This is a genomic window from Leucobacter sp. USCH14 (genome assembly GCF_037619215.1).
Taxonomy (GTDB): Bacteria; Actinomycetota; Actinomycetes; order Actinomycetales; family Microbacteriaceae; genus Leucobacter.
In genome coordinates this window covers 1-13,741 of record NZ_JAQPZP010000003.1, presented here as the reverse complement: position 1 = coordinate 13,741, position 13,741 = coordinate 1, and the positions used below count along the sequence as shown (strand labels likewise).

The window sequence follows — 13,741 nt, the reverse complement described above, 5'->3', positions numbered from 1 at the left end:
GCGCACGCAGAGCATGTCGGAGGAACACGGATGACCACTGCAGCGAAGCAGCACGACACCGGCACTCGGCTGCCGCTCGCTCACGCCGAAGATCTCACGACGTTCCGCGGCATCGTCGCCTCGTCCTTCGTCCCGCTCCGCGTCTCGGCGGAATCGCCGGGACCCTTCTCGGCTCGTCTCGCGTCGGCCGATGCCGATGACGTGGTCTTCACGGAGGTCGTCGCGCGCCCGCACCTCGTCGAACGCACGCCCGAGACGATCGCCGATGGCGGCAGCGGCTATTACAAAGTGAGCCTGCTGCTCTCGGGAAGCAGCATTCTCGTGCAGGACGGACGCGAGGTCGTCATGCAGCCGGGTGATCTCTCCGTTTACGACACGTCACGCCCCTACTCGCTGCTCTTCGGTGAGGAGTTCCGCAACCTCATCATGATGTTTCCGAAGGATCGGGTCGACCTCCCCATCCCGTTCACCGAGCAGCTCACAGCGGTGTCTTTGGGGCGCGAGCACTGCGGGCTCGCGCCCGTCGTCACCGCATTCCTCTCGCAGTTCCCAGCGCAGCTCGCGAATCTCGACGGACGCGTGCGCGCGAAGCTCGCCCACACGAGCCTCAATCTGATGAGCACGCTCTTCTCGAGCATCCTCGACACCGACCCCGCGCAGCGCGATCCGCACCAGCTCCTCCTGCAGAAGATGACGTCGTACATCGAATCGCACCTCGGCGACACCGACCTGACTCCCAGCACGATCGCGGCCGCTCACTACATCTCCACCCGCCACCTCCATTCCCTCTTCCGCGAAGCCGACACCACGGTGTCGACCTGGATCCGCGAGCGACGTCTCGAACGGTGCCGCGCCGATCTGCTCGACCCGGTGCTGCGGGATCGTACGGTCTCGACCATTGCCGCCCGCTGGGGCTTCACCGACGCCGCGCACTTCAGCCGCGTCTTCAAGGCGGCGTTCGGTGCATCGCCGAGCGAGCTGCGGCGTTACTAGACCGCCACTCGCGTTCGAGCGCGGGCCGAATCGTGCCCGAATCGTCAACGCCGCTGCCGAAGCAGACAAGCCTGCCCGCGAGCCGTTTCATACGCTGAGGTCGTATCCAACCGGACTCGAAGTGGAGGATCCATGAACACCTACGACAGCCTGCTTGCAGCCATCACTCCAGCCGGCGGCGAGACGCGCGAGGTCTTCGACCCGGCCACCGGGGAACGCATCGGCACCGCCCCGGTTGAGGGGCTCGACGCGCTGAACGCGGCGATCGATCGCGCCGAGGCCGCGCAGCCAGCCTGGGCCGCGCTTCCCGACGCCGAACGCCAGGCGATCCTGCATCGAGCCGCCGATGCGATCGAAGCGGCATCCGAAGCCCTCGCCGAGCTGCTCTCACGCGAGCAGGGCAAGCCGCTCAACGGCCCGAACGCCCGGTTCGAGGTGGGTGGCTGCGTCGCGTGGACACGGGCTGCGGCCGACACCCAGCTCCCGGTCGAGGTCATCATCGACGACGAGTCGGGCTACGCCGAGATGCACTACCGCCCGCTGGGCGTCGTCGGGGCCATCTCCCCGTGGAACTGGCCGATGATGATCTCGATCTGGCAGATCGCTCCGTCGCTGCGCATGGGCAATACGGTCGTCATCAAGCCGGCCGAGACGACCTCGCTCTCGGTGCTCGCGCTGGTCGCGGTCATGAATCAGGTACTGCCGGAGGGCGTGCTGAACGTCGTCGCCGGCCCCGGCCGCACCGTGGGCGACGCCCTCACGCGCAGCCCGAAGATCAGCAAGATCATGTTCACGGGTTCGACGCCGGTGGGCAAGCGCATCATCGAGGCCTCCGCCGCCAATGTCGCCCGTCTCACTCTGGAGCTCGGCGGCAACGACGCGGGTATCGTGCTGCCCGACGTGGACCCGGCGGCGATCGCCGAAGACCTGTTCTGGGGCGCTTTCATCAACACCGGTCAGACCTGCGCGGCGCTGAAGCGCCTGTATGTGCACGACTCCGTCTACGACGCGGTGGTCGACGAGCTCGCGAAGTTCGCAGCTGAGGTGCCGATGGGTGTGGGGCTCGACGAGAAGAACGTGCTCGGGCCGCTGCAGAACCGTGCGCAGTTCGAAGAGGTCGATCGATTGGTCGAGTCGGCGAAGGCGTCGGGCGCGCGCGTGGTGCTCGGCGGAGAGCCGGATCGCGACGCCGTGGGCAACTTCTACCCGACCACGCTCATCGCCGATATCGACCCGCACAACGACCTCGTAGTGGAGGAGCAGTTCGGGCCGGCCCTCCCGATCATCAAGTACTCGGATCTCGACGAGGTCGTGAAGCTGGCGAACGAGCTCGAGTTCGGGCTCGGCTCATCGGTGTGGTCGTCGGATCGGGCACGGGCCCTCGAGGTCGCCGCACGGTTGCAGGCCGGCACGACGTGGATCAACTCGCACGGCGGCCTGCACCCCATGATCCCGTTCGGCGGAGCGAAGCAGTCGGGCTACGGCCGCGAGTTCGGCGTCGCCGGGCTCAAGGCCGTCGCCGAGCCGCACGTGATCAGCGGCTGAGCGCGTGGGGGTCGCTGCCGCGGCCCCCACGCCTCCCGCCTACCAGCGGGGCTTGCGCTTGCCGTCGGCGCGGTTCGATCCCGCGTCGCGGTTGCGGTCATCGCGGTCGTAGCCGCCGCGCCCACCACGGTCGTACCCGCCACGGCCACCGCGATCATCACGACCGCTGCCGTAGCCGCCGCGCCCGCCGCGGTCATCGCGGTCGTAGCCGCCGCGTCCACCCCGGTCGCCGCGATCGTAGCCGCCGCGTCCACCTCGGTCATCGCGGTCGTAGCCGCCGCGCCCGCCCCGGTCATCGCGGTCGTAGCCGCCGCGCCCGCCGCGGTCGCCGCGGTCGTACCCGCCGCGACCACCGCGGTCATCGCGCCCGCCGCGCCCGCCGCGATCCTCGAAGCCCTTGCCGCGCGGGCTCGGCCCGTGGTCCTCGCGGAGACGGATCGCTTTGCCGCCGATGTGCGTGTCCTCCAGACGCGCGACGGTTTCGGCCGAGAGCTTCGCGGGCAGCTCGACGAGGGAGAAGTCGTCGCGCACCTGGATGCGACCGAAGTCATCGCGGGTCAGCCCGCCCTCGTTCGCGATCGCGCCGATGATCTGTCCCGGCTGCACGTTCTGCCGGCGACCCACCTCGATGCGATACATGCGCAGATCGTCGCGCCGCTGGCGGGGTCCGCGATCCTCGCGGCCCGGCCGGTCGCCGCGGCCGCTGCCCGAATCCTCGAGGAACCTCGCGGCCTGCTTGCGATCGCGCTCGAACTTGCGGTCGTCCTCCTCCGTGAGCAGCAGCGGGGTGTCGCCCTGGGCGACCACCGCGAGCGCAGCAGCCACATCCGTCTCCGGCACGTCGTGGTGACGCACGTAGTGGGCGATGATGTCGCGGAACCCGTCGATGCGACGCGTCTCCTCGAGCGCGGCCGTGATCGCGTCGTCGAAGCGCGACAGTCGCGTCGCGTTGACCTCTTCGATCTGCGGCAGCGGCATCTGCGTGAGCGGCTGCTTCGTCGCTTTCTCGATCGCTTTGAGCAGGCGCTGCTCGCGCGGCGTGACGAAGCTGATCGCGTCACCGCTGCGGCCTGCGCGACCGGTGCGGCCGATGCGGTGCACGTACGACTCCGTGTCGATGGGGAGGTCGTAGTTGAGCACGTGGCTGATGCGCTCCACGTCGAGACCGCGTGCGGCGACGTCGGTCGCAACGAGGATGTCGAGCTTGCCGTCCTTCAGGGACTGCACGGTGCGCTCGCGCTGCGCCTGCGGAATGTCGCCGTTGATGGCGGCGGCGGAGTATCCCCGCGCGCGGAGCTTCTCGGCCACCTGCTCGGAATCGCCACGGGTGCGCGTGAACACGATCATCGCGTCGAAGTCCTCGACCTCGAGAATGCGGGTCAACGCGTCGAGCTTCTGCGTGTACGACACCACGTTGTAGCGCTGGGTGATGGTCGAGCTCGTCTGCGTCTTGCCGGCGATCTTGATCTCGCGCGGATCGTTGAGGTACTGCTGCGAGATGCGACGGATCTGCGGGGGCATGGTCGCGGAGAACAGCGCGACCTGCTTCTCCTGCGGCGTATCTGCGAGGATCGTCTCGACGTCTTCGGCGAAGCCCATCTTGAGCATCTCGTCGGCCTCGTCGAGCACGAGGTACTTGATCTCCGTCAGATCGAGCGATCCGCGCTTGAGGTGGTCCATGATGCGGCCCGGCGTGCCGACGACGATGTCCACGCCTCGGCGCAGGGCCGAGAGCTGCTGGCCGTAGGCCTGGCCGCCGTAGACGGGGAGGAGGTGCACCTCGGGCAGGTGCGCGGCGTAGCTCTCGAACGCCTCGCACACCTGGAGCGCGAGCTCGCGGGTGGGTGCGAGTACGAGCGCCTGGGGCACGCCCTGGCCGGGGGTGATACGGGAGAGGATCGGAAGTGCGAAGGCAGCGGTCTTGCCGGTGCCGGTCTGCGCGAGGCCGACCACGTCCGCGCCCTCCAGGAGGGTGGGGATCGTGGCCGCCTGGATTGCGGAGGGCGTTTCGTATCCCACATCCGTCACTGCGCGGAGAACCTCGGGCGCGAGGCCCAGGTCGGCGAAGGTAATGCGCTCGCCCTCGGTTTCGGTGGGGGCGGCGTTCTCGGAAGAGGTCATCATACAAGTCTACCGCGTTTGAGCGTCGGCCGAGTGACGCCGCTCGACGGCCACCGAGTCGGCAGCGGCGGTTCATCGAGCGTTCCCGAGAGGGCGCGACCCGGCGCGATCCTGGCGCGATCTCCCTCGAATCGTATACGATTCAGGGGCACACGTCAGACAATGGAGGTCCCGTGCTCGAGCAGACGCAAATCGCAGCCATCGCCGACGAACTGGTGCAGGCGGACGAGGATCGAGCGATCCTCCCCCGACTCACCACCCGCTACCCGGGGATGGTGATCGAGGATTCGTACGCCATCCAGAAGGAGTGGTCGGATCGGCGCATCGCCGCCGGAGCCCGCCTCGTGGGGCACAAGATCGGACTTACATCGAAGGTCATGCAGGTCGCGACGGGCATCTCGGAGCCCGACTACGGCGTGATCCACGACGACATGGTGCACGAATCTGGCGCTCTGATCGAGTTCGACCGGTTCTCGAACGTGCGCATCGAGGTGGAGCTGGCCTTCGTGCTCTCCAAGCCGCTCTCGGGCCCGGGCGTCACCCTGTTCGACGTGCTCGACGCGACGGCCTACGTCGTGCCCGCGCTCGAGATCCTCAACTCGCACCTCGAACTCGAGGGGCGCACGATCGTCGACACGATCAGCGACAACGCCGCGATGGGAGCCATGGTGATCGGCGGTCGACCCGTGAAGGTCGACGAGCTCGATCTCACGTGGGCGAAGGCTCTGCTCTACCGCAACGAGACCATCGAGGATTCAGGAGTCGCCGGCGCGGTGCTCGGGCACCCGGCGCTCGGCGTCGCCTGGCTCGCGAACAAGCTCGCCCAGCACGGGCAGTCGCTGGAGGCCGGCGAGATCATTCTCGCCGGTTCGTTCACGAAGCCCATGTGGGTGGAGCGCGGCGACACCGTGCACGCCGACTATCACGAGCTGGGATCGGTGACATGCCGCTTCATCTGACGCTTCCCGACACGCTGCGGGATCGCATCTCGGCATCCGACCGCGCGCTCATCGGCCTGTGGGCGTCTGCCAGCAGCCCCGTGACCGCGGAGATCGTCGCGGGAAGCGGGTGCGACTGGGTGCTCCTCGACGCCGAGCACTCCCCCAACGGGCTCGAATCGGTGCTCGCGCAGCTGCACGCGATGTCGGCGTACCCCGTCGCCCCCCTCGTGCGCGTGCCGTACGGCGACGCGGTCGCGATCAAGCAGTTCCTCGACCTCGGCGCGCAGAATCTGCTGATTCCGATGGTCGACTCGGCCGAGCAGGCCGAGGAGATCGTGCGCGCCGTGCGCTACCCGCCTCGGGGGGTGCGCGGCGTCGGCTCGGCTCTCGCGCGCTCGGCTCGATGGAACCGCGTCGACGGGTATCTCGGCCGCGCCGACGAGACGATCAGCCTGACGGTGCAGATCGAGTCGGCTGCGGCGGTCGCCGATGCCGACCGCATCCTCGCAGTGGACGGCGTGGACGCCGTCTTCATCGGCCCCTCCGATCTCGCCGCGTCGATGGGCTTCCTTGGGCAGCAGAATCATCCCGATGTCGTCGACGCCGTGCTCCGCACGATCGATCGCGCCGTCGCAGCCGGAGTGCCCGCCGGTGTGAACGCCTTCGTGCCCGAAGACGCCGACCGGTACATCGCCTCGGGCGCGTCCTTCGTCGCGGTCGGCGCCGATGTCGCGATCCTCGCCCGCCAGACGGAGGCGCTCGTCGCGCGATTCACCGTCGACGAGAGCGCGCACCCGCGAGCCTCCTACTGAGCGATTCGGCTCGACAAGCCGGATTAGATCATATACGATTTCAAATACAACGCAGAAGTGAGGTCCCGATGAGGTACGGAGTCGCGGAACTGGGCATCGAGACGCCCGGAAAGATCATCGCGGTGCACCTGAACTACCCGTCGCGCATCGCGCAGCGCGGCCGCACCCCGAAGCACCCGTCGTATTTCCTGAAGCCCGCGTCATCGCTGGCTCCGACGGGCGGCTCCGTCGAACGCCCGGACGGCACCGAGCTGCTCGCATTCGAGGGCGAGATCGCGCTCGTCATCGGCGAACCGGCGAGCCGCGTCACCCCTGAAGACGGCTGGAAGCACGTCGCCGCGGTGACCGCCGCCAACGACCTCGGGCTGTACGACCTGCGCGCAGCCGACAAGGGCTCGAACCTGCGGAACAAGGGCGGCGATGGCTTCACGCCGATCGGCCCGCGCGCGATTCCCGTCGAGGGCATCGGGCAGGACGCGTGGCGCGTGCGCACCTGGGTGAACGGCGACCTCGTGCAGGACGACACGAGCGACACCCTCGCCTTCCCGTTCGGTCAGCTCGTCGCCGATCTCTCGCAGCACCTCACGCTCGAGACCGGTGACGTGATCCTCACGGGCACGCCTGCGGGATCCTCGGTCGTCGTTCCCGGCGATGTCGTCGAGGTCGAAGTCGACGCGCCGAATGCGCCCGGAGCCCCGAGTACCGGGCGCCTCGTCACGACCGTGACGCAGGGGACGACCCCGTTCGGCGATTTCGGCTCGCAGCCGCAGGTCGACGATCTGCAGCGCATCGAAGCCTGGGGCAGCGAGAGCGCGCACGCAGCCGCGGTCGCGGCGGGTCGCGCCACACCGCTCACGAGCCCGTCGACGGCAGGGGCGGACGAAGCGTCGCAGGAGTCGGCGCTCACGGAGGAGATCCGCGCCCAACTCGAGGGCGTCGCCGTGGCCACCGTGTCGGCGGCCCTCCGCAAACGAGGGTTCGTCGACATCTTCATCGACGGTGTGCACCCCAATCACGAGGGCGATGCCATTCTCGGAGTCGCGAAGACGCTCCGATTCATCCCGTTCCGCCCAGACCTGTTCAAGAAGTACGGCGGCGGCTTCAACGCCCAGAAGCGCGCGTTCGACACGGTGAACCCGGGCGAGGTGCTCGTCGTGGAGGCTCGCGGCGTGCCCGAGACCGGCACCGTCGGCGACGTGCTGGCGCTGCGCGCGCAGGTGCGCGGAGCCGAGGGCATCGTGACCGATGGCGGCGTGCGCGACTTCGCGGCCGTGCAGCAGTTCGACATCCCCGTCTTCTCCCAGGGAGCCCATCCGAGCGTGCTCGGTCGCCGGCACGTCCCGTGGGAGGTCGACGTGACCATCGCCTGCGGCGGGGCGGCGGTGCAGCCGGGCGACATCATCATGGGCGACCGCGACGGCGTCATCGTGATCCCGCCGTCGCTGCTCGCGGAGGTGGCGGCCGAGGCCGCGGCGCAGGAGGACGCCGACGCGTGGGTGGCGGAGCAGGTCGCGGGCGGCGCACCCGTCGACGGCCTCTTCCCCATGAACGCCGAGTGGCGCACGAAGTACGAAGCCGCGCGCGCAGAGGAAGCGCAGCGCTGATCGTGGGCGCGGAATCGAAGTCGGAGCAGGCGTACCGCCTGATTCGGGGGCGCATCGACAGCGGACAGTACGTTCCCGGGTACCGGCTCGTGCTGGCGCCGATCGCTGCCGAGCTCGACATGTCGGTGGTGCCCGTGCGCGAGGCGATCCGGCGCCTGGAAGCCGAGCAGCTCGTCACGTTCGAGCGCAACGTCGGCGCGCAGGTCGCGCTCATCAAGGAGACGGAGTACCTGCACACGATGCAGACCCTCGCGCTCGTCGAGGGATCGGCGACCGGTCTCGCGGCGCCCGATATCACCGCCGATCAGATCGATCGAGCCCGCGCCATCAACGCGCGCATGCGCGAGACGCTCTCGGGAGCGTTCGACCCCCAGCAGTTCACGGCGCTCAATCTCGAGTTCCACAGCGTGCTGTTCGAGGCGTGCCCGAACCCGCACATCCTCGACCTCGTTCACCGCGGATGGAACCGGATGAACGTGCTGCGCAACTCCTCGTTCAGCTTCGTTCCGGGCCGCGCGTCGGAGTCCGTCGACGAGCACGAGCAGCTGCTGCAGCTCATCGAGCAGCGAGCAGCGCCGCTCGACATCGAACTCGCAGCGCGCGCGCACCGCACCGCGACACTGGACGCCGTGCTCGCGTACACCGAAGAACACCACCAGCACCCCGCCGCTTGATCGGCGACCCGACCACACACCTGGAGGAACACGCATGACGCACCAGAAGCCCGTGGGGCTCCCCGACCGCATTCGCCACTTCATCGACGGCGAATTCGTCGATTCGATCGGCGGCGAGACGTTCGACGTGCTCGACCCCGTGACCAATGAGAACTACATCCAGGCCGCCGCCGGCCAGCAGGCCGATGTCGACCGCGCCGTCGCCGCGGCGAAGCGCGCGTTCACGGACGGACCCTGGCCGAAGCTCCTCCCCCGCGAACGCTCGCGCGTACTGCACAAGATCGCCGACATCGTGGAGTCGCGCGACGCGCAGCTCGCCGAACTCGAGAGCTTCGACTCCGGCCTGCCCATCACCCAGGCGCGTGGTCAGGCCCGTCGAGCAGCCGAGAACTTCCGCTTCTTCGCAGACCTCATCGTTGCGCAGCACGACGACACCTTCAAGGTGCCCGGCCGCCAGATCAACTACGTGAATCGCAAGCCCATCGGCGTCGCGGGGCTCATCACTCCGTGGAACACGCCGTTCATGCTCGAGTCGTGGAAGCTCGGCCCGGCGCTCGCGACCGGCAACACGGTCGTGCTCAAGCCGGCCGAGTTCACGCCGCTCTCGGCGTCCCTCTGGGCGGAGATCTTCCGCGAGGCGGGCGTGCCCGACGGCGTCTTCAACCTCGTCAACGGCCTCGGAGAGCAGGCCGGCGACGCCCTCGTCAAGCACCCCGACGTGCCGCTGATCTCGTTCACCGGCGAGAGCAGCACCGGATCGCTGATCTTCGGCAACGCGGCGCCGTTCCTCAAGGGGCTCTCGATGGAGCTCGGCGGCAAGAGCCCCGCGGTCGTGTTCGCCGACGCCGACCTCGACGCGGCGCTCGACGCGACGGTCTTCGGCGTGTTCAGCCTGAACGGCGAGCGCTGCACTGCTGGCAGCCGCATCCTCGTGCAGCGCGACATCTACGACGAGTTCGTGGAGCGCTACGCCGAGCGGGCGAAGAACGTCGTCGTCGGGCTCCCCTCCGATCCCGCGACCGAAGTCGGAGCGCTCGTGCACCCCGAGCACTACGACAAGGTGATGAGCTACGTCGAGATCGGCAAGAGTGAGGGCCGCCTCGTCGCGGGCGGCGGACGCCCCGAGGGCTTCCCGACCGGCAACTACGTCGCACCGACGGTGTTCGCCGATGTCTCGCCCGACGCGCGCATCTTCCAGGAGGAGATCTTCGGCCCGGTCGTCGCGATCACCCCCTTCGACACCGACGAAGAAGCCCTCGAGCTCGCGAACAACACGAAGTACGGTCTCGCGGCGTACATCTGGACGTCGAACCTGAAGCGCGCGCACAACTTCTCGCAGTCGGTGGACGCGGGCATGGTGTGGCTCAACTCGAACAACGTACGCGACCTGCGCACCCCGTTCGGCGGCGTGAAGGCGTCCGGGCTCGGGCACGAGGGCGGCTACCGCTCCATCGATTTCTACACCGATCAGCAGGCCGTCCACATCACGCTCAACGAAGCGCACTCGCCGAAGTTCGGCGTGGTCGCGCCGTAACGCCGGTCGCTGGGGAATCGCAAGGAGGCACACCATGGCAAAACTGAACGAAGAAGACAAGCAGTCGGCAGGGTTCTGGGTCACGAAGGAGGCCCCGATCGTATCCGAGAATCCGATCGCCACGCCCACGTCGCCGGCGCCCGACATCCTGCGGTGCGCGTACATGGAGCTCATCGTGACCGATCTCGCCGCCTCGCGCGAGTTCTACGTCGACGTGCTGGGGCTCTACGTCACGACCGAGGACGACGAGGCGATCTACCTCCGTTCCACCGAGGAGTTCATCCACCACAACCTCGTGCTGCGCAAGGGCCCGGTGGCAGCGGTGGCAGCGTTCTCCTATCGCGTGCGCACGCCGGAGGACCTGGACCTGGCGGTCGCCTTCTACGAGGAGCTCGGCTGCGAGGTGCGTCGCAACCCGAACGGCTTCGTTCGCGGCATCGGCGACTCGGTGCGCGTCGTCGATCCGCTCGGCTTCCCGTACGAGTTCTTCTATCAGACCGAGCACACGGAGCGCATGTCGTGGCGCTACGACCTGCACGTTCCCGGCGAACTGGTGCGGCTCGATCACTTCAACCAGATCACCCCCGACGTTCCGCGAGCGGTCGGTTTCATGCAGAACCTGGGCTTCCGCGTGACCGAGGACATTCAGGACAACGAGGGAACGGTGTACGCCGCCTGGATGCGCCGCAAGCCGACGGTGCACGACACGGCGATGACCGGGGGCGACGGGCCGCGCATGCATCACGTCTGCTTCGCCACCCACGAGAAGCACAACATCCTCGCGATCTGCGACAAGCTCGGCGCGCTGCGCCGGTCCGACAGCATCGAGCGGGGCCCGGGCCGCCACGGGGTCTCGAACGCGTTCTACCTCTACCTGCGCGATCCCGACGGGCACCGCGTCGAGGTCTACACGCAGGACTACTACACGGGCGACCCCGACAACCCAGTCGTCACCTGGGACGTGCACGACAACCAGCGTCGCGATTGGTGGGGCAACCCGGTCGTGCCGTCGTGGTACACGGACGGATCGCTCGTGCTCGACCTCGACGGCAATCCGCAGCCGGTGGTCGCCCGCACCGACAGCTCCGAGATGGCGGTGACCATCGGGGCCGATGGGTTCTCCTACACCCGTGACGACGAGGGCGAGAAGGGCTTCAAGCTCGGCAACACCCTCTGAGATCTCGTGCAGGATCCGGGCCGGGGCGCATCGCGCCCCGGCCCGTTGTCGTTCGCTCTCCCGCGCACCCGAGGAGCCCGCTATCCATATGGACAGCCCTGCGCGCATCTCCATGTCCTCTGCGCTGCATGCATAGGCCGCTCGCCGCGTCGTTCTTAGACTCGTCAGCGCAGCGGCCGTCGTTATGCGGACCCGCATCGGCAACGCCGCCATTCGCGAGAGGAAGTACCCCGATGAGCGCATCCAGTGCAGCGCAGCGGACGCACACGACCACCGCCGCCGAGCACGATCCCGGCCTGAGCCGCCGCACGCTCGGCGTCCCCGCGATCACCCTCATGATCATCGCCGCGTCCGCGCCGCTCACCGTCGTCGCAGGCGGCGTCACGACGTCGTTCGCGGTCACCGAATCGCTGGGCGTTCCGCTCGGGTTCCTGCTGATCGCCGCGATCCTCACCGTCTTCGCCGTGGGCTACACCGCGATGGGGCGTCACATCACGAACGCGGGAGCCTTCTACGCCTACATATCGCAGGGTCTCGCACGCCCGCTCGGCGTGGGCGCATCCCTCGTCGCGCTCGTCTCCTACAACGCCATGCAGGTCGGCATCTACGGCCTGTTCGGCTTCCAGCTCTCGATGTTCCTCGAGGCGAAGTTCGGCTTCTCCTCGCCGTGGTGGGTGTGGATCCTGCTCTGCATCATCGTGGTCGGCGTACTCGGCGTGAACCGCGTCGATCTCTCCGCGAAGGTGCTCGGAGTACTCGTCGGTCTCGAGTTCCTCGTCGTCATCATCTTCGACGTCGTGTCGTTCGCCGCCGCCCCCGAGGGGGTCTCCACCGCCGCACTCGACCCGAGCGCCCTCTTCGGGCCGGCGCTAGGCATCATCCTGGTCTTCGGCGTCGCCGCGTTCATGGGTTTCGAGGGCGCCGCGATCTACGGCGAAGAGGCGAAGGATCCGAAGCGCACCGTGCCCCGCGCCACGTACGCGGCGATCGCGATCATCGGCATCTTCTACGCGTTCAGCGCCTGGGCGTTCTCGGTCGGCGTCGGGCCCACGGCCATCGTCGGTTCGTCGCAGGAATTCGGCCCCGACCTGATGTTCGTGTTCATGACCGACCAGACCGGCGTGATCTTCTCCGACATCATGACGCTGCTGTTCCTCACGAGCCTCTTCGCCGCTCTGCAGGCGTTCCACAATGCGGTCGCCCGCTACTTCTTCTCCCTGGGCCGCGAAGGGGTGCTCCCCGCCTGGTTCGCGCGCACCTCGCGCGCCGGCGCGCCCTGGGCCGGCTCGGTCGCGCAGACCATCATCGCGCTGGCCGTCGTCGTCGCGTTCATCCTCGGCGGCGAAGTCTTCGGAGGAGCGGCCGGCCTCGGCGAGTCCGCCTTCCTCTTCCCCGTGCTCACCATGTTCACCTGGCTCACGAACACCGGGGCGATGGGGCTCGTCCTCCTCATGGCCGTCACCGCCGCCGCGGTGATCGGTTACTTCGCCCGGAATCGGCGAGGGCTGAACGTCTGGGTCACGGTCATAGCACCGGCGCTCTCCGGCGCGGCACTGCTCTGGGTCTTCATCATGATCCTGCAGAACTTCCCGCTCATGCTCGGTCAGACCGAGCCCGATGCGACGACCTTCCTGCTGCCGGGCATCGTCTTCGCCGCGGCTGTCGTCGGCATCGTGTGGGCGCTCATCATGCGCTCGCGGTCACCGCAGCAGTACGCGCAGATCGGGCACGGCACCGAGCCGGGCGCCTACGGCACCGAGATCGTGGACGTCGTCGCCGACTAGCAGCCCGCCGCTCAGCTCTCGGCATCGTCGCCGAACCGGCGCACCTCCTGCGGGCAGCGGCACGCCGCGGCGAAGCGCGCCGCCCACTCGAGCGCGACGTCGCGGGAAGGCGCCTCGAGCACGGTGAACCCGCCCGTCATCGGGTGGGCGGAGGCGTACGCCCCCGGCAGCACGGCGCCGGATCCCTCGACCCGCACGGGCGCGACCGTCTCATCGATGCCGCCTCCGAACACCCAGACCCCGGCAGCCTTCGCCTCGCGCACCACCGCATGCGAGTCGGCGACGACCTGCGGAAGCTCCGCGTCGGGCACCACCATCGCGTCACTCGGAAACGAGATCAGGTACTTGGACATGGCAGCCTCCTCGACGCGGTCATGCGCCCATTCCAACACTCCGCAGGCGCCGCCGCCACCCCTCGCTGCGCTCCGTGGGCCGGCGCTGTAGCGCCGCCGCGGCCGAACGGCCGCCACCCCGCGCTTCGCTCCGTGGGCCGGCGCTGTAGCGCCGCCGCGGCCGAACGGCCGCCACCCCGCGCTTCGCTCCGTGGGCCGGCGCT

Annotated in this window: 11 protein-coding genes; 9 read left to right on the top strand and 2 right to left on the bottom strand. The window is 68.6% G+C overall.

Annotated features, from left to right (window positions below; translation table 11 throughout):
- Positions 1 to 30: 30 nt before the first annotated feature.
- Together PQI23_RS04225 and PQI23_RS04220 are read left to right on the top strand one after the other, a co-directional pair.
- A complete protein-coding gene (locus PQI23_RS04225) occupies positions 31 to 993 on the top strand; it encodes an AraC-like ligand-binding domain-containing protein (RefSeq protein ID WP_339971857.1) in 963 nt (320 codons plus the stop codon).
- A gap of 132 nt (positions 994 to 1,125) precedes the next feature.
- On the top strand, positions 1,126 to 2,538 hold the full coding sequence (locus PQI23_RS04220; RefSeq protein WP_339971856.1) for an aldehyde dehydrogenase family protein: 1,413 nt from the start codon (positions 1,126 to 1,128) through the stop codon (positions 2,536 to 2,538).
- A gap of 39 nt (positions 2,539 to 2,577) precedes the next feature.
- Here PQI23_RS04220 and PQI23_RS04215 read toward each other — a convergent pair whose 3' ends face one another.
- Positions 2,578 to 4,659, bottom strand: a complete 2,082-nt coding sequence (locus PQI23_RS04215) for a DEAD/DEAH box helicase (RefSeq protein WP_339971854.1) — start codon at positions 4,657 to 4,659, stop codon at positions 2,578 to 2,580.
- Positions 4,660 to 4,832: 173 nt separating this feature from the next.
- Between PQI23_RS04215 and PQI23_RS04210 the strand changes: the two genes are divergently transcribed.
- The 7 genes from PQI23_RS04210 (at position 4,833) to PQI23_RS04180 (ending at position 13,185) form a co-directional block, all read left to right on the top strand.
- Entirely contained in the window at positions 4,833 to 5,618 is a 786-nt protein-coding gene (locus PQI23_RS04210) for a fumarylacetoacetate hydrolase family protein (protein ID WP_339971852.1), read from the top strand.
- Positions 5,603 to 6,412: an HpcH/HpaI aldolase family protein gene (locus PQI23_RS04205; RefSeq protein WP_339971851.1), complete on the top strand. Its 810-nt coding sequence runs from the start codon at positions 5,603 to 5,605 to the stop codon at positions 6,410 to 6,412. Before PQI23_RS04210 ends, PQI23_RS04205 begins: the two co-directional genes overlap by 16 nt.
- A 68-nt stretch (positions 6,413 to 6,480) precedes the next feature.
- Positions 6,481 to 8,016, top strand: coding sequence for a fumarylacetoacetate hydrolase family protein (locus PQI23_RS04200; RefSeq protein ID WP_339971849.1), 1,536 nt, complete (start codon positions 6,481 to 6,483; stop codon positions 8,014 to 8,016).
- A gap of 2 nt (positions 8,017 to 8,018) precedes the next feature.
- Entirely contained in the window at positions 8,019 to 8,690 is a 672-nt protein-coding gene (locus PQI23_RS04195) for a GntR family transcriptional regulator (protein ID WP_339971847.1), read from the top strand.
- A gap of 34 nt (positions 8,691 to 8,724) precedes the next feature.
- Positions 8,725 to 10,224: a 5-carboxymethyl-2-hydroxymuconate semialdehyde dehydrogenase gene (hpaE, locus tag PQI23_RS04190; protein WP_339971845.1), complete on the top strand. Its 1,500-nt coding sequence runs from the start codon at positions 8,725 to 8,727 to the stop codon at positions 10,222 to 10,224.
- A 34-nt stretch (positions 10,225 to 10,258) separates the two neighbouring features.
- Entirely contained in the window at positions 10,259 to 11,401 is a 1,143-nt protein-coding gene (hpaD, locus tag PQI23_RS04185; RefSeq protein ID WP_339971843.1) for a 3,4-dihydroxyphenylacetate 2,3-dioxygenase, read from the top strand.
- Between the two features lie 233 nt (positions 11,402 to 11,634).
- Positions 11,635 to 13,185: an APC family permease gene (locus tag PQI23_RS04180; RefSeq protein WP_339971841.1), complete on the top strand. Its 1,551-nt coding sequence runs from the start codon at positions 11,635 to 11,637 to the stop codon at positions 13,183 to 13,185.
- 11 nt (positions 13,186 to 13,196) lie between these two features.
- Here the strand turns inward: PQI23_RS04180 and PQI23_RS04175 are convergent, their stop codons facing one another.
- Positions 13,197 to 13,538 (bottom strand): YciI family protein, encoded by a 342-nt coding sequence (locus tag PQI23_RS04175; RefSeq protein WP_339971839.1) that lies wholly within the window; start codon positions 13,536 to 13,538, stop codon positions 13,197 to 13,199.
- Between the last annotated feature and the right edge of the window lie 203 nt (positions 13,539 to 13,741).